Genomic DNA, 15172 nt, shown 5'->3' on the forward strand with positions numbered 1-15172 from the left:
CGGGCTCAGCTCCAGCAACGGGCGGTTCTGATCCAACCGCCCGTTCGCACATTCTGGCAGATTTTCAGGACACAAGGGCGCAGGGAAGACCGGGTGCCGGCCGGGCACCCACGGTCCACTGTGCGAAAGTCGCGCTACGAAAAGCTGCACAGCGGCATACAGGTGAAGCCAGACAACCGGCCTTCCCTGCGCGATGGTTTGACGGCTTATGCCGAGTTCTCCCCGGGGAGCGATGCACTATTGCCCCCGTCGCCTTGCGGATGGCTGATGCGCGTGCCCGGTCGGGCCGCCACATCATCGCAAGACTTGGCGCACAGGCTCCGGGCGCCAGGACGACACGGTTTTGCCGTACGCAGGCCGCACCGGTCGTGTGCGCGGGCGGACTATGCTTCGCGCCATCCGGACTACAAGGCGTTGCGTTGCCCGACGGGCAAGACACACGAGCGCCGGGTCATTTGCGCAGGATGAACTCGAAATCGCCGGTCAGCGAGGTCTCGATCGCGGTGCCGCCGAGCTCGCTGTCGCCTTGCGCGGCATGGGGATCGCCGACCGAGAAATAGGCGCCGGGGACTGCGACCGGATAGAACATCCGCGCGCCCTTTCCGATGCGCCAATCGTCGATGTTGCCGCCGGTATAGCTGGGCGGGATCGAACTGACGTAATCCGCTTCCGACGGTGCAAGGCCCATGGTGCCGAAATGCAGCCGCGCCGGCACTTTCACGCTTGCGAGGATGTTCTCGCGTTTCTTGATGGTGGCATGGTCGACGCGGACGCCGGGATAGTCGATGGTTGGATGCACGACCCCGTCAGGATCGGTCTGTGGCGTCCAGACATAATTGTAGACCGCCTTCGCGTAGGGCTCGCCCGAGGTGTCGAGCTCGAAGATAGTGACGACCTCGCGCGGCTTCGGCTCCTCGATGAGATCGTGATAGTGAAAGCCCCAGTTCGCCGCGACGTTGGAGCCGAAGCAGCGGCCGGCGTGGCAGGCGCTGCAACTCGGCCGGGGCCGGACGTCGAGGATGCGCACCTCGAGAATGTCGCCGGGCTCGGCGCCCTCGATCGCGACCGGTCCGGTGAGGAGATGCACGCCGATCCCCTCGCCTGCGCCGCGGATGAAGGGACCCTCGACCGGGCCGGAGCCGCGGCGCGACACCGCCTTGTGCTCGCGGGTCCACTGGAACACGCTTTCGGCGCCGGGATCGCCCTGGATCATGCGCTCGTAGTCGTCGTTGGCGTGATGGGTCAGCGTCTCGATGGTGGCGCGATCTCCGGAGCGCAGCGTCAGGGCCGGCGCGACCTTCTTGGAGAAGTAGCCCCAGTGGACGGTCTTCGGCGAAACCGGCAGCGTGAAATGCTTCATGAGATGGCCTCTTCGGGGGACGCGGTCTTGAACCTTGCGGGGACGGCGCTCATCGCACCGCCTCCGGTGTCTTGTCGGCTTCCATCACGCTGAGGAAACGCGCGGTCAGCGGATTGCGGGGATTGGAGAGAACCTCGTGCGCCGGGCCCTCTTCGATGATCGTGCCACCGCTCAGGAACGCGACGCGGTCGGCGACTTCATCAGCGAACCGGATCTGATGCGTCGAAATGATCATGGTGAGACCGTCGTCGATGGCAAGCCGCCGGATCACCTCCAGCACCTCGTTGACGAGTTCGGGATCGAGCGCCGAGGTCGGCTCGTCCAGCAGCAGCACGCTCGGATTGGGCGCAAGTGCGCGAGCGATGGCGACACGTTGCTGCTGGCCGCCTGAGAGATGTCGCGGCAGCGCGTCCGCGCGATGCGACAGCCCGACGCGGTCGAGCAGCTCGGTGGCGCGGCGGTCGGCATCGATGCTGGTCATGCCATGGACCCAGCGCAGGGGACCGGCGATGTTTTCTCTGGCCGACAGGTGGGCAAACACATTGAACTGCTGGAACACCATGCCGACGCCGACACTGGCGCGCTCATTGGCGACGGCACGGGGCGACAGCGGCTTGCCATTCTCGCCGAAGCCGAAGCGCCGCCCACCGACTCGCACCGTGCCGGATTCCCAGCTCTCGAGATGGTTGATGCAGCGGAGCAGCGTGCTCTTGCCGGAGCCGCTGGGCCCGAGCAGAGCGACCACCTCGCCAACGCGCACCGTGAGATCGAGGCCGTCGAGCACTTTTTTGTGCGCCGTAGCTCTTGGTGAGGTCCTTGGTCTCGACCGCGACGTTGTTGCGCGCGATCGTGGCAGTGCGCCGGGCACGTTCCTCGCGGGTCAAGGCCAGCGGCGGCGTGTCGATGAGCTCCGCCTGTGCCGGCTCCGGATCGTCGGCGGTGACTGCGGCAAGCTCAAGCTTGGTGCCAAGATCGACACGGCGCCACGGCAGGTAATCAGCAAGCTTGCGCTGGCGCCCCGTCGCTCGGTCGAGATCGAGCAGCCATTCGACGAAGAGCTGGATGCCGCTGATGGTGGCGGTCAACACGAGATACAGAAGGCCCGAAGCGAAGAAGATCGAGAAGAAGTCGAAGGTCGAGGACGCTAGCTGGGTCGAGCGCAGCGTCAGCTCCTGGACCGCGACGACGGAAGCAAGCGAGGAGTTCTTCAGCGCGCTGACGGCCTCGTTGCCGAAGGCCGGGATCATGGTGCGGATCGCCTGAGGCGCGATCACGCGGCGCATCAGGATCGACGGCGTCATGCCGAGCGCCTGGCCCGCGGTCACCTGCCCGCGATCGACGCCGAGCACGCCGGCGCGCAGCATTTCGGCGATGAACGGCGCCTCGTTGCAGGCGAGCGCAAGGCCTGCTGCCAGCACCGCCGGCAGCTTGATGCCGATATGCGGCAGCGCGTCGTAGGCGAACACCATCTGCAGGATCAGCGGCGTGCCGCGGAAGATCACAGTGTAGGCCCTGGCGATTACCGCCAGAGGCCAGAAGCGCGAGAGCTGCATGCCGGCGAGGATCAATCCGAGGATCAATCCGCCGCCAAGCCCGAGGGCCGTCACCTCGAGGGTGAGCTCGATGCCCTCGAGCAGATACGGCAGGCTGAGGTAATGGAGGAACAGCGACATCAGTCAGCCGTCAGAATGTCGGGCTCCTTGAAGTTGTTCACATCGAGCCCATGCTTCTTCAGCAGCTCCATGTGCGTGCCGGCCTTCTGCACTTCGATCAGTGCGGCGAGCACGGCGTCGCGGAATTTGGGCTTGTCCTTGGGGACGGCGATGCCGACCGAATACGGGATCGTCACCGCGATCGCCTTCTCCAGCTTGTCCGGATACGCCTTCACCACGGTGTCGACGGTGTTGACGTCGTTGATGTAGGTGTCGGCGCGGCCGGCGAGGATCGCCTGGATGCAGTTGGCGTTGTTGTCGTAGAGCTGGATGGTCGGCTCGGGCTTGCCGGCCTTCTTGCACTCCGGCACCAGGGCCTGGATCAGGGGCACCTCGACATAGCCGGTATTTTCGGCGGCAGCCGCGCCGCACATTGACATGTTGATGCCGTTGATGCCCTTCGGATTGCCCTTGGCGACCAGCACGCCGTCGAACACCTTCGAATAGGTGATGAAATCGGCCGCCTTGGCGCGCTCCTTGGTGGCATAGATGTCGGAGATCACGATGTCGGCCTGGCCGGCAGCGAGCGTGGTCAGGAGCGCTGCGAACGTCACCGGCTTATAGGTCAGCTTGAAGCCGAGGCATTCGCCGATGGCTTCGCCGAGATCGATGTCGAAGCCGATATATTTGCTGGGATCCTTGGGATCGATGGTCTCATAGCCCGGCGTATGCGGGTTGATGGCGTTGACGAGCGTCTTGCCCTTCCAGTCCGGGTATTTTTCCTGAAGCGCGGCGCAGGCCGCAGGCGCCGCAGCTTGCGCACTCGCTGGTGCGGCGGCGATCAGGCCGGAAGCGACAGCGGCGCCGAGCGCGACCTTGCGCCATGGCAACGATGCGCGCGCCGTTCCCCGCCGCGCCTGGGGCAATACCCGTCTCTCCATCTCCAGCTCCTTCGAATTGCCATGGCACTGGCCATGTTCCAGATCTCGGGAGCGAGCCTAGGTGGGGAGCGAACCGAAAAGCTTGCCCGTGGGCGCACAAAAAATTGGATGGAGGGGGCCCGCGATTTGGGCAAGCAGCTGCACAAAAACTGTTCGCAGGCGCCGCGCACCGCGACACGAAATTCCGAATTCGGACAAACCAAATGGTCGCATACGACGCAACGATATCAGCGAATCAGTTGGTGAGATCGCTTAACAGAGATATGACGCATGACGGACGCATCTGCGCACGACATTCGCGGAACACCACAGCCTTCCACAGCCTGTCCGCAGCATCCACAGGCCCACTATGCCGGATTCGCGAGCTCGCACGAGCCACTTGCTGCGCACGAACCCACAGGCCCGGTTCATCAGCTGCCCGCCTGGTCGAACACGGTGCGGCAAGCCTCGCTCAGGCTGGCCCGGTTGCGGCGCAGGCAGGCCGTGATGGCGCGGACATTGGGGATCTCGCCCGCGCAGAGCCGGTAGACGTCGGGGGTGCAGGCCCGGCGCTGCTCCGGTGTTCCCTGCGCATGAGCCGCGGAGGCGAACAGCGTCAGGAACAGCCCGACCGTCGAAGCGCGGCGCGCCCGACTCCTCACGCCCGCAAACCGCAAAAACCTCGTCTTCATGACCAAGTCTCCTGTCTGCCCTGCCCGCCCCCGGCCCGCATCGGCCGGTGTCGCGCGAAGAGGTAGGAGAAATAAACCGCGGGGGATGTGACTTCTTTCACACTGGCGGTGCCGCGGAGACTCATAGGATTCCACAGGGATTTTTCAGGAATCGCTAACCAATCGGCCCCCGATCGCCGGATCGTTAAAATGCGAACGATCGGGTCAATCGAGAGACAAACCGGCTTTGCGACATTGCGCCATCCGCGTTCCGGAGGGTGTGATGAGCGAAGCCGAATTCAACTTGCTGCTGGATACCGTCCGGGACGCCATGGTCTATGAAGATTTGGCGCCCGCGTCGGAGGAGGAATTCGTGCCCCGCTCGTGGTCGTACGACGCAACGCCCAAGGCTGCCAATGACAACGAGGGCGCCTGGCCCCTCCTGCCGTTTCCGGACGGCTGGTACGCGGCCTGCTGAGGCCGCCGCTCAAGCCAATCGCCCCGAATGGAATCGGTCGCCTTGCGAGCCATACAAAGCCCTGTGCCAATTTCCGGCGCAGCCACGATCAATTCTTGACGCGCTCCGCGCTATCTTGCGGCCGCTCTGGTTCGGGTGCAGCCGGCGGAAAGATGCTGTCATAGATGGCGCGGGCCTCGCGAATGAGGCGAGCCCGCTCAAGTTCAGATTTCGGGACAAATCGGACGACGTCGCCCACGTGTTCTCCAGCGCTCGAATGTTGGGGAATGCATCAGCCAGCGGATGCGACCTTTATGCCAGCGGGCTCGAATCCGAGATGCAAGACTCGGGCGAAACCCGGTGACTCGGCAAGCCCCGCCGGCGAGCTCCTGGGAACCCGCCTCGAAACGAATTTATGATGGAGCATCAGAAGCTTGTGATGGAGGCCACGACCAGAATTGAACTGGTGTACACGGTTTTGCAGTCTGCATTTCGCAAAACCGTAACTTCTTGATACTGACGAGAAATCTTCTAACACGAGAAATTGTACTGTATTTTCAAGGCTTCTTGGTTTCTCTGAGCGGTCTTTCGTAATACAAAATGATCATTCGCGATACCTCGCGACACTGACGAAAGACTGACGAGAGCGGAGGCAGCAGCATGGCCGAGAAGCTCACCAACAAAACCGTCGACACAATCACGCCCCCAGCCAAGGGCGCGATCACCGACTGGGATGACGAGGTCAAGGGTTTCGGAGTGAGGGTCTACGCGGCGACCAAGCGCAACCCGACGGGCGCACGCACCTTCTTTCTCAATTACAGGGTCGACGGCATCGAGCGGCGCCACACCATCGGCGAGCGCCCCCTATGGTCAGCCGAGGCGGCCCGGACGGAGGCGAAGGAACTCCGGAAGCGGATTGACCGCGGCGAGGACCCGGCCGCCGAGAAGCGCGAGCGCCGCGAGGCGCCGACCGTCAAGGACCTGAAGGAGCGCTATGTGCGCGACCACCTTCCCCGGAAGGCGGCAAACAACGAGAAGGGCCGGCAGAAAGACGAAATCAGAATGGTCGACATGATCGGCGAGGCGCTCGGCTGGCGGACGAAGGTCGCCGACGTCAATAACGGCGACATCGAGTCCCTGCACGCCGGCATCACAGAGAACAACGGCCCCGTGCGGGCTAACCGCGTGCTAGCGATCGCCTCAAAGATGTTCTCGCTATCGCTGAAGCCGCTCAAAAAAGAGGACAAGCCATGGCGCGATGCGGCCGCCGGCAATCCATGCAAGGGCGTCGAGCGCAACACCGAGGAAGGGAAGGAACGGTTCTTTTCCGAGACGGAGATCGCGGCGGTGATCGAGGTTCTCAATGCACGTACCGCCGGCACGGCGGGGGGATTGTCTTCGTTGGATGATGTGCACCGGTTGCAGGCCGGGCGAAGCGATGCGCGCGACCTGGGCCCAGATGGACGTCGAGCCCGGCTACTGGGTGAAGCGCTCGGCCCACACCAAGCAGCGCAAGACTCACAAGGTCCCGCTCAGCCCGCCTGCGCTCGCGTTGCTGTCAAAGCTGCGCGAGGCGCGGAAGGACCACAAAAACCCCTACGTATTCCCTGGGCAAGATCAGGGCGACTCCCTGAAGGCGATCAATACTGTCTGGTACGAGGTCCGGGCGCTGGCGACGCTGGCGATATGGAAAGCCGGGGCCGGTGCGCAGGTGGTGGCGGATCTCGAAAAGAGGCTTCCCGACACAAGATTGAATGAGGCCACGCCACGCTTCATCGCCGACTGTCGGGCTGAGGCCGAGCTGCGGGATATCACCCTTCCCGTCGGCATGATGGATACCCGCCCGTACGACTTGCGCCACACCCTCGCGAGCGTCGGCGCGAGCGGCGGGCTCAGCCTGCCGATCATCGGCCGGCTGCTCGGCCACACGCAGGCCCGCACGACGCAGCGTTACGCGCACTTGTACGACGACCCGTTGAAGGAAGCCGCCACCAAGATCGGCACCGTGATCGACAACGCAGGCAAGGCCGGCGCCGAGATCGTGACCTTGAACACGAGGCGGTCATGAGCGAGCTGACCGAGAAGCGCAAGAGAGGCCGGCCGCCCAAACCTCGCGAGGTGCTAAGGCGGGATGTTGCAGGCAGAGAGCTGGTGAATCTCGATGTTTGGCGCATGGTGGAAAGCAAACTCAAAGGTCTTTCCGGCCGCCGTTCCGTGAGCCGCGCGTGCGAGTTGATCGCGAAGGAAGCGAGGGAGCGGCGTGAGACCGCGCCGAAGTTGGTTCGTGAAATGCTCGATCGACACCACAAGCATCTCTTGAATGCCGACACCCTGCGGCGCCACTATGCCGACGCAGAGGCCACCCGAAAAAGAGAGTCCTCGGTGGCTACGTATCTAGAGCGCGAGCTTGCACGGTTGGGGCCGTGGCAACCTCCCAAAGGAACTTGAGCGGGAAAATTCCCGCGTCGTTGTGCGAACTCCCCTCCCCTTGTCATCTTTGACGCGACGGCAATCAACGCCGCGATACGACAAGGGATCAGTCAAAAATGTTGGATCAGGAAAGAGATGCCGACCTGCGCCGCAGGTCGCGCGTGCTCGCAGACTATTTCACCGAGGATGAAGCCGCTGCCGAAGTAGGCCAGAAGAAACCGACGCTGCGGAAATGGCGTGCGATTGGCGATGGCCCACCCTACGTGAAGATCGGGCGGAAGATCTTCTATCCGCGCGCCGAGCTGGCCGAATGGATTCGCGCGAAGCTGACTCAGCCTGTCCGTGCACGGAGGGCAGCTTGAGCGATGGCCCCGACAAATTGCAAGAGGCCGGCCACCGCAAGCGGTGAACCGGCCCCTAGAATCGATCTGTTTGGCGACAAGATCGATCGCAGAAATAATCCCTTCCGAACGGACGGTCAACGAGGTCTATCTCCAGATCTCGCGCGCGAGATCGCGCGCACGGAATTCGCCTCGCATCGCGTGAGGTGCGTCACCGACCACGATCTTGAGATCGCTCGCAAACCGCGCGGACGCAGGTCAGCTCCAGCGACCGCTGGCAAGTCGGATGCGCGACCATGAGCGGCACAGAAGAAGATGATGATGATGTTCCTTGGGATGACGACGAACCGATGGACGAGGCGCCGCCCTGGGTCGACGAGGCGCCGCCGATCGAGCTGGACGACATAGCCGACAAGCCGCAGAGATCACCGATCTTCTGGGACGGCAAGACGACCATGCCGGACACGCCATGGCTCGTTAAGCGCTTGTTGCCGGAGGTCGGGACTGCGTTGCTGTCCGGCCAGTGGGGCATGCTCAAGACCTTCACGCTACTGGATCTCGCGGCCTCGCTCATCACCGGCAACCCGTTCGCCGGATATCGTGTCGTTCGGAAGGGCGGCGTTCTCGTCTTTGCCGCCGAAGGCGCCTATGAGCTGCCGAAGCGGATCAAGGGCCTCAAGAGCTGCGGCAAGCTGCCAGATGAACCGCAACCGATATGCTGGCAGGACTCCTGTCCGCCGCTGTTGTCCAAGGGCGCCATTGACGAACTGATGCACGTGGCCATGCAGGTGCAGCAGCAGATGCAGAAAGACTACGGCGTCCAGCTGGCGCTGATCGCCATCGACACCGTCGCCTCCGCCGCCAACTTCAAAGATGAGAATTCTTCGGCCGAAGGTCAGGCGATGATGAACGTCCTCGCCGAGCTGGCGCGGCGCATGAAGTGTTGCGTCATCGGCGTCGACCATTTCGGCAAGGCGGTGGAGACCGGTACCCGCGGCGCCTCGTCGAAAGAGGCCGCAGCGGACGCCGTGCTGGCACTGATCGGAGACCGCGTCGTGACCGGCAAGGTCTCCAACTGCCGCATGGCCGTGCGCAAGTTGCGCGGCGGCCCGACCGGGGCGGAGATCCGCTACACCGCCCGCGAGTTGGATCTCGGTACCGATCGGGACGGTGATCCCGTCACCACGATGACGATCGAGTGGCAGACGGACGCGACACCTAAAGCCGACGAATCGAAATTCAAGCGCTGGAGCAAAGCGCTGCAACCGCTGCGGAAGGCTCTGCTCGCTGTCTTGCCCGAGCACGGCAGCGTGGTGCGGCCCTATGGTGCGGAAGGTCCCGAGGTGCGCGCCGTCGACAAGGAAGTCCTACGCAGGGAGTTTTACTCGATCGCGATCGTCGATAGCGACACGAAAGAGCAGGAAGCCGAGGCGAAGAAGAAGGCTCTCAACCGCGCACTGAGCGGAGCCAGCAGCGGCGAGCTTGTCGGCATCCGCGAGGTGAACGGCCTCACGCTGGTCTGGCTAACCGCGCCGGAGGACGGCGCCAGTACCACCGGCGAGAACTGAATCCGCACCGGGCGGATTCCCGGCATTATGGAAGGACGTACACATGTCCAAACTGACGGACGAAGAGAGAAAATCAAAGATCGAGCGCGGAAACTGGGATACACGTTTAAGCGGCGCCGCGACGAATATCGGATGATCGGCAGCGACGGCGCCCCCATCGGCGGCACGGCTGAGGCGGTCACCTGGTTGCTCGATGCGATCGAAAATAAGCGGACGATCGAGTTCTCGACCGCGTGCGGCATTCCGTTGTTCACCGTCGACCACGGTCAGGAATGATGCAGGTGACCCATCCATCCGACAGGGCGGGACAGGGACAAGCGGGACACACCGGGACACTACCTTATAGTAGTGTCCCGTCCCGTCCCGGGACCGCTCAGCCCGCCGGGACAGAATGTCCCGCACTGTCCCGGGGTGTCCCGGTTACCGCCTCCACTCGCGCGCATGCTGGTGCTGTTCTTCGATATCACTGGTGATCTGCTCCAAGAAGCGGCGGTCTGCTACTCCCCTATCTCAGACGACCTCAAGGTTGCCAAGACAAGCGAGTCACCGACCAAACGACCACGTAGAGTGAGTTCTCACCACAGCCAGGCCCAGAATCCGCGCCCTCAAACGACTTGGGATCCGATGTAAATTTCCCGGTGCCACGGGTTGCAGAATCAAGGGTGGGAGACGGCGCAACGAGATCGGATTTGTTCAAGAAGAGAATTGCATCGCCTGCGACTGGTCCATCACATTTCGCCAATCCGTGAACCGAATGAGCCCAGGTGTCCAGCTTGTCGAACTGGCCACTCGTCCCACTAGAGGGGTTGCGCTTCTGGCCACTCGTCCCGCTAGACTCGCCGCTAGACTCGGGGTTGCGATTCATGATCGCGTTGAGCGCGCCAGCTGCCAACTCCGACATATTATTAAAGAACTCTTCGGCGGCTTTCTGTCCATACGGCTCACCAAGATTAAAAATGTCGTACTCAAATGCGAGATTCGACGACACCTCCGGTATCAAGTTGAAGGGGCCTACTTCGACGTTGTTCACGTTGACTATTACGTCGTTGTGCCGCCCCTCGCCTGTCGTGTAGCTGCCCTGCGGCGCAAGTTTAACGCAAAAATGCGCGCCGGCTCTGGAGCAAAGGCTATCGGCGGTCTCTTCTTCTAAAGCAGCCCGCAGTGAGATTTTCACGTCATCTTGAAACCGGGAACGCATCTTTTGGATCGTGAACCTATCAATTGAAACACTATAGCTGGCCGCAATCGGGATAACCTGCCAATCGCTTTCCTGAAGGGGCGTGACGTGAAGATGAAGGAGGGTGGAAACGGTACAAGGGCCGGCACCTCCGCAAGGAGGTGGCGCAACGAGCTGAACCCTCACCTTCGCCTGAGCACTCGCAGCGGGCGCACGCGCTTCGACTCTACCACGATAGTCACCTGGCTTCAGGTCGGGTATGACTATGCAGGTTCCCTCGTTGGACTCTGGGCACACAGCGCCTCGGAGCGGCGCAGGATTTGTGGCCGAGCCAATCTCGGACCAGCGGATATTTAGCCTGTACTCTATTTGGATTGGCTGATGCTCGAGAACATTCTCCGCTGGGCTGACGCGCACAATCTGGAGATCAAAAATCCTTGGTTCGATCGTGCTCGTGCCGGGCCTGACCTGACCGTGTGCTTCCGGAGAAAGAAGTGAAAAGCCCGCAAGCAAAACTGCCAAGGGGAGCCACCTGTTGCGGGGTGGTTCAACTTTCAGGACATCCTTGATAAATGAATCCTTGCACATAGGGACCCTCCAATTATTTCGGCCGAGGGCTATGTAGGTTCGCCGTCGGCCTCAATGCCTACGGTGTCAGTAGTGTACGCCGCTTAGGACAAGCGGCCAAGCGCGGTTGGTGCAGCACAGTACAACAGCACGCGCCCCCCCCGCGCGCCGCAGTTGAGCGCGAATTTTTCCGCGCCCCGTTCCCCTCGCCTAGCCGTCCTGGCCGCCGCGCCCAACCTCTTCTTCTCGCGCTCCGCCAAACCACTGCTGAAATTCGTATAGCAATCCGACGATCAGCCCGTTTGCGGTTATCAAATCCGCTCACACTAATCGATAAAGCGGCGTGATCGTCGAGACTTAGCGTCAATCTCCGGCGTTTAGTCAGTGATCCGTCAGCGCTCGTCGAGACATTGGGTGTGCTTCCGAGAAAGTTGAGCGGGAAAAATCCAGCTTCGTTGCGGTGCATCTCGTGTGTGGAGAATGTGGACGTGAACGCTTCGTTCCGAGTGAGCCACAGTGCCGACACGATCAACAATCGCCAAGCATCCGGAGAGATCAGCGATCGAACGCGACCTCGCGTTAGGTATCCCATTGCGCCAGATCGCGAAGCGCTACGGGCTCAGCACCACGGCACTCCACAAGCACAAGCACAAAATGCCAGACACGCTGCGGAAGGCCGTCCTGGCCGCCGCGCTGAAGCCGGCCGAGAAGGATTTGGCGAAGCTCAAGGCCGAGGAAGGCGCCGGCTTACTCTCGGATTTATCAATGCAGCGCGTCCGCCTGCTTTTGATGCAGGACGCCTGCATTGGCTCAGAGCAGTACGGCGTTGCGACGCAGATCAGCGCTCAGATCCACCGCAATTTGACGATCGTCGGCGAGTACCTCGGCGAGCTAGTGCACCGCTCCAGCACCACCACGGTCTCGCTCGTCCTCACGCCTGAGTACGTCAGCCTCCGCACCGCCATCCTGAGCGCGCTGGCGCCGTTTCCAGCCGCGCGCGCCGCGGTCGCCGCTGCAATCCAGCGAATAGAACGGCAAGCCAATCAGCAAGCACCGCAGCCCGTCCTGGCACCACCTGTCGTCGACGTGACAGGAGCGCCCCATGCCTGAGATCAGCATCGCCGACGATCTCGCGCTGGCCCTCGATCCGGTGCTGTTCGCTCGCCGTGTGGGCATCGATCCGGATGACAAGCAACAGGAGCTGCTCACCACCGCCAGCCGCCGGACTCTCGTGCTCTGCACCCGGCAATGGGGCAAGAGCACCACGGCTGCCATCCTGGCCGGCCACGAGGCGATCTATTCGCCGGGCTCACTGACTGTGCTGGTCTCGCCGTCGCAACAGCAGTCGACGGAGCTGCTTCGGAAGGTGCACGGGTTCTGGAAGCAGTTGCCCAATGCACCAGCCGCGGATCAGGAGAACCTCACTCGCCTGACGCTGGAGAACGGCTCCCGCATCATCTCCCTGCCCGGCTCGGAGAGGACGACGCGCGGCTATTCGGCCGCCAGCTTGGTTGTGATGGATGAGGCGTCCCGCGTCGACGATGCCCTCCTGGCCGCCGTCCGGCCCATGCAGGCCACGGTCGAGCATGGCCGCTTCATCGCACTGACGACGCCGGCCGGCAAACGCGGATGGTTTTACAAAGCATGGATGGATGGTGTCGGCTGGCACCGGATCACCGTCCGAGCCGACGCGTGCCCGCGCATCAGCAAGGAATTCCTGGCCGAGGAGTTGGCCTCACTCGGCCCGCTGCGGTTCGCCGCGGAATATGACTGTGAATTCATCGATGATGCCGCCAGCGCCTTCAACACGGCGCTGATTGAGGCCGCGCTGTCCCTCGATTTCCCGCCCTTCTTTGTGGAGGCGGCGGCATGAGCAGGTTCTTCATCGGCTGCGACCTCGGCCAGTCGAACGACCCCACCGCGCTCGCGGTGGTGCAGCGGGCTGGCGAGCATTTCCGCTGCGGTCACCTCGAACGGCTGCCGCTCGGCACGTCATACCCTGCGGTCGTGGCTCGCGTCGGCGCGCTGATGCATCATCGCATGATCGCCGGCGATGTCTCGCTTGCCATCGATGCCACCGGAGTCGGCCGGCCGGTTTGCGACATGTTCGCGCAGGCCGGAATTCCGTTCACAGGCGTGGTCATCACCGCCGGGCACGACGAGACGCCGCCGAAACCGGGCAGCGTCTACCGCCACGTTCCGAAGATCACCCTGATATCGCACGTCCAGGCCTTGTTGCATGCCGGCAAGTTGAAGATCCGCAGCGACCTGCCGGAGGCAAGCAACCTTGTTCGCGAGCTTCAAGACTTCAAGGTCAGCTACTCCGCCACCGGCTACATGTCTTTCAACGCTCGCGAGGGCGCGCATGATGACCTCGTGCTTGCGCTCAGCATCGCGATCTGGTGCGCGCTACGTACCAAGACGGGGCAAGAGTCATGGGCCGAGTATTTGGAGCGCGGTGATTGGCGGAGTGATCCCGACAGCATGCCGCAGCCGATCGAGCCTTTTCCGGAGTGGGGATTCTCGAACGAACCGCTCGTTCTCGTCTGGGTTCCGCCATCGATCGCATCTGAAGGCATGATCGGCAAGCGCACAATCAGGTGGAGTAGTGAGACGCCGTACATCGAAACAACGCGATCCGAGGCGCGGCAACTGATGTCGCAAGCGGAATGGCGCGCGAATAACGAAGATTTGGCTCGCGAACTGGAGGCGACGCCATGATCACCGACGCCGGCACAGGCCGAGCAAATTGCGATCGAGAGGAAGGGCAATAGAACATGGACCCACAAGAATTTGAGCGGAACACCGAGGCATTGGCGCGTGAGTTGACGCTGGAGGACGTCGATGATGAGTTGTGTCGGCTCCCGGCATCGCCGGACACCGATCGTGACTTGATAGCACGCGCGGTCATGATGCGCAGGCGCCTCGAATTGATTGACGCCAGCCGCCCCAACCCTATGGCACCGCCGCCTGATCCAGACGGAATGGTAGAGGCAAACCTCCCGGAGGGCGCGGCGACCTGCGTTCAGGACCGCATGTTGCGCGGCAAGTATTTCTACGCGGAGGACCGCGGCGGTCGCCTCGTCATCCGCCTTCCCTGGCGCACATTCTACGACCTCGCCAACTCGATACACGTCAGTGGCTCTGGGCCAAACGGCGCGGCTTGGTGGCTTGCAAATCCCCACCTCTCCGATCGCCTGCCGAAGAACGGTCCCCCGCCACTACCGGAGCCACCGCGATGAGCAACATTCTGTTTCTTCCCCTTGCGAAGGCTGACGCCAAGCAGCCTATCGTCGCCGGTACGGCCGCGAGCGAGACCCCGACCGTGACCGTGAGGTTCGCTGATCCGGAAATGTGGAATCGGTGATTTCAACGTGCGCTCCGGCCCATCCAACCGTGAGCGCTGTGGAAGCCCGCGACGTCGACCTCGGATGCACAGGCGACATCGTTGGCGACCTCTTCGGATGCGGCGGGCGGGATACTCAGTCGGGCACCGCGCGGCTCGACGCCGAAAGTCGACCTCCTGCTCGTCCCGCCGCTTTCGTCTATGTCCAGGACAAGGTCGGCACCGCGCGGACTAAATAGGACCGCTGAGTGATGGACGCATATAGGATCGGGATTTCAATTGCCCTAACCAACGGCGTCTCCCGGTCTTAAGCATCATCGCGCGGGACATATGCCACCGACAACAGCTCAAACCAACCTGGAAATCATCTCGATGACCGCGACGTCAGCAGTGGCCGGTTTGAGCGGCGTGCGGTCTAATAACGGCGGGCATTTCTTCCGGCCGCTCGACCAGTCGCCAGGCGTGGCGCGAGAAGTGGGAAAAGCTAACCACTACGAGTCCGAAACCATGAAGGTGGCAACGAACCACGAAGCCGAGTTGGTAGCGTGAACGCGACCAAGGCTCTGTCCGCTTTGCCCGGCGGGTTCAACTGATCGCCGCAACACATTCTGCGAACTTCTCAGCTGGGGTTTGAAAGAGCAAGGTCTTTCGTGGCCTTTCATTGAGCTGCTTGGCGATCGCGC

Annotated in this window: 14 protein-coding genes and 3 pseudogenes; 12 read left to right on the forward strand and 5 right to left on the reverse strand. The window is 62.5% G+C overall.

Annotated elements, in window-relative coordinates; translation table 11 throughout:
* Positions 1–454 precede the first annotated feature (454 nt).
* From AC629_RS35795 to AC629_RS35810, 4 genes and pseudogenes are all read right to left on the reverse strand, one after another.
* Positions 455–1360, reverse strand: a pseudogene (locus AC629_RS35795) (acetamidase/formamidase family protein); the annotation flags it as partial.
* Positions 1361–1409: 49 nt separating this feature from the next.
* Positions 1410–3033: pseudogene (locus tag AC629_RS50330) on the reverse strand (amino acid ABC transporter permease/ATP-binding protein).
* Entirely contained in the window at positions 3033–3953 is a 921-nt protein-coding gene (locus tag AC629_RS35805; protein WP_084809462.1) for an ABC transporter substrate-binding protein, read from the reverse strand. The pseudogene AC629_RS50330 and the gene AC629_RS35805 overlap by 1 nt, the downstream one beginning before the upstream one ends.
* 410 nt (positions 3954–4363) lie before the next feature.
* Positions 4364–4624 (reverse strand): hypothetical protein, encoded by a 261-nt coding sequence (locus AC629_RS35810; protein ID WP_084809463.1) that lies wholly within the window; start codon positions 4622–4624, stop codon positions 4364–4366.
* Positions 4625–4886: 262 nt separating this feature from the next.
* On the opposite strand from AC629_RS35810, the gene AC629_RS35815 reads away from it, so the two are divergent.
* From AC629_RS35815 to AC629_RS47300, 7 genes and pseudogenes are all read left to right on the forward strand, one after another.
* Positions 4887–5081 carry a hypothetical protein gene (locus tag AC629_RS35815; RefSeq protein WP_084809464.1) on the forward strand — a complete coding sequence of 65 codons (195 nt, stop codon included), beginning with the start codon at positions 4887–4889 and terminating at the stop codon, positions 5079–5081.
* A gap of 639 nt (positions 5082–5720) precedes the next feature.
* Positions 5721–6002: pseudogene (locus tag AC629_RS49305) on the forward strand (Arm DNA-binding domain-containing protein); the annotation flags it as partial.
* 496 nt (positions 6003–6498) lie between these two features.
* A complete protein-coding gene (locus tag AC629_RS49310; RefSeq protein ID WP_245332100.1) occupies positions 6499–7128 on the forward strand; it encodes a tyrosine-type recombinase/integrase in 630 nt (209 codons plus the stop codon).
* The gene (locus AC629_RS35835; protein ID WP_084809467.1) at positions 7125–7508 is read left to right on the forward strand and encodes a hypothetical protein; all 384 of its coding nucleotides are present in this window, start codon (positions 7125–7127) and stop codon (positions 7506–7508) included. The genes AC629_RS49310 and AC629_RS35835 overlap by 4 nt, the downstream gene beginning before the upstream one ends.
* 98 nt (positions 7509–7606) lie before the next feature.
* Positions 7607–7852 (forward strand): helix-turn-helix transcriptional regulator, encoded by a 246-nt coding sequence (locus tag AC629_RS35840; protein WP_084809468.1) that lies wholly within the window; start codon positions 7607–7609, stop codon positions 7850–7852.
* A 275-nt stretch (positions 7853–8127) separates the two neighbouring features.
* Complete coding sequence (locus tag AC629_RS35845; protein WP_084809469.1) at positions 8128–9399, forward strand: AAA family ATPase; 1272 nt, start codon at positions 8128–8130, stop codon at positions 9397–9399.
* A 132-nt stretch (positions 9400–9531) separates the two neighbouring features.
* Positions 9532–9675 carry a hypothetical protein gene (locus AC629_RS47300; protein ID WP_168195671.1) on the forward strand — a complete coding sequence of 48 codons (144 nt, stop codon included), beginning with the start codon at positions 9532–9534 and terminating at the stop codon, positions 9673–9675.
* Positions 9676–9919: 244 nt separating this feature from the next.
* Here the strand turns inward: AC629_RS47300 and AC629_RS45945 are convergent, their stop codons facing one another.
* Positions 9920–11164, reverse strand: coding sequence for a hypothetical protein (locus tag AC629_RS45945; RefSeq protein ID WP_143199698.1), 1245 nt, complete (start codon positions 11162–11164; stop codon positions 9920–9922).
* Between the two features lie 570 nt (positions 11165–11734).
* Between AC629_RS45945 and AC629_RS35855 the strand changes: the two genes are divergently transcribed.
* The 5 genes from AC629_RS35855 (at position 11735) to AC629_RS35875 (ending at position 15038) form a co-directional block, all read left to right on the forward strand.
* A complete protein-coding gene (locus tag AC629_RS35855; RefSeq protein WP_084809471.1) occupies positions 11735–12253 on the forward strand; it encodes a hypothetical protein in 519 nt (172 codons plus the stop codon).
* Complete coding sequence (locus AC629_RS35860) at positions 12246–13016, forward strand: terminase large subunit domain-containing protein (protein WP_245332101.1); 771 nt, start codon at positions 12246–12248, stop codon at positions 13014–13016. Before AC629_RS35855 ends, AC629_RS35860 begins: the two co-directional genes overlap by 8 nt.
* Positions 13013–13864 carry a hypothetical protein gene (locus AC629_RS47880; RefSeq protein ID WP_210419153.1) on the forward strand — a complete coding sequence of 284 codons (852 nt, stop codon included), beginning with the start codon at positions 13013–13015 and terminating at the stop codon, positions 13862–13864. Before AC629_RS35860 ends, AC629_RS47880 begins: the two co-directional genes overlap by 4 nt.
* A gap of 517 nt (positions 13865–14381) precedes the next feature.
* Positions 14382–14510 (forward strand): hypothetical protein, encoded by a 129-nt coding sequence (locus AC629_RS49995; protein ID WP_283848223.1) that lies wholly within the window; start codon positions 14382–14384, stop codon positions 14508–14510.
* Positions 14511–14861: 351 nt separating this feature from the next.
* Positions 14862–15038 (forward strand): hypothetical protein, encoded by a 177-nt coding sequence (locus AC629_RS35875; protein ID WP_168195672.1) that lies wholly within the window; start codon positions 14862–14864, stop codon positions 15036–15038.
* Positions 15039–15172: the final 134 nt, after the last annotated feature.

It is taken from the genome of Bradyrhizobium sp. NAS80.1 (genome assembly GCF_001908205.1).
GTDB lineage: Bacteria > Pseudomonadota > Alphaproteobacteria > Rhizobiales > Xanthobacteraceae > Bradyrhizobium.

Bases quoted from the DNA above. Each gene is read 5' to 3' on its own strand.
- AC629_RS35805 (WP_084809462.1), bottom strand. From the start codon at position 3,953: ATGGAGAGACGGGTATTGCCCCAGGCGCGGCGGGGAACGGCGCGCGCA.
- AC629_RS35810 (WP_084809463.1), bottom strand. From the start codon at position 4,624: ATGAAGACGAGGTTTTTGCGGTTTGCGGGCGTGAGGAGTCGGGCGCGC.
- AC629_RS35815 (WP_084809464.1), top strand. From the start codon at position 4,887: ATGAGCGAAGCCGAATTCAACTTGCTGCTGGATACCGTCCGGGACGCC.
- AC629_RS49310 (WP_245332100.1), top strand. From the start codon at position 6,499: ATGCGCGCGACCTGGGCCCAGATGGACGTCGAGCCCGGCTACTGGGTG.
- AC629_RS35835 (WP_084809467.1), top strand. From the start codon at position 7,125: ATGAGCGAGCTGACCGAGAAGCGCAAGAGAGGCCGGCCGCCCAAACCT.
- AC629_RS35840 (WP_084809468.1), top strand. From the start codon at position 7,607: ATGTTGGATCAGGAAAGAGATGCCGACCTGCGCCGCAGGTCGCGCGTG.
- AC629_RS35845 (WP_084809469.1), top strand. From the start codon at position 8,128: ATGAGCGGCACAGAAGAAGATGATGATGATGTTCCTTGGGATGACGAC.
- AC629_RS47300 (WP_168195671.1), top strand. From the start codon at position 9,532: ATGATCGGCAGCGACGGCGCCCCCATCGGCGGCACGGCTGAGGCGGTC.
- AC629_RS45945 (WP_143199698.1), bottom strand. From the start codon at position 11,164: ATGTGCAAGGATTCATTTATCAAGGATGTCCTGAAAGTTGAACCACCC.
- AC629_RS35860 (WP_245332101.1), top strand. From the start codon at position 12,246: ATGCCTGAGATCAGCATCGCCGACGATCTCGCGCTGGCCCTCGATCCG.
- AC629_RS47880 (WP_210419153.1), top strand. From the start codon at position 13,013: ATGAGCAGGTTCTTCATCGGCTGCGACCTCGGCCAGTCGAACGACCCC.
- AC629_RS49995 (WP_283848223.1), top strand. From the start codon at position 14,382: ATGAGCAACATTCTGTTTCTTCCCCTTGCGAAGGCTGACGCCAAGCAG.
- AC629_RS35875 (WP_168195672.1), top strand. From the start codon at position 14,862: ATGACCGCGACGTCAGCAGTGGCCGGTTTGAGCGGCGTGCGGTCTAAT.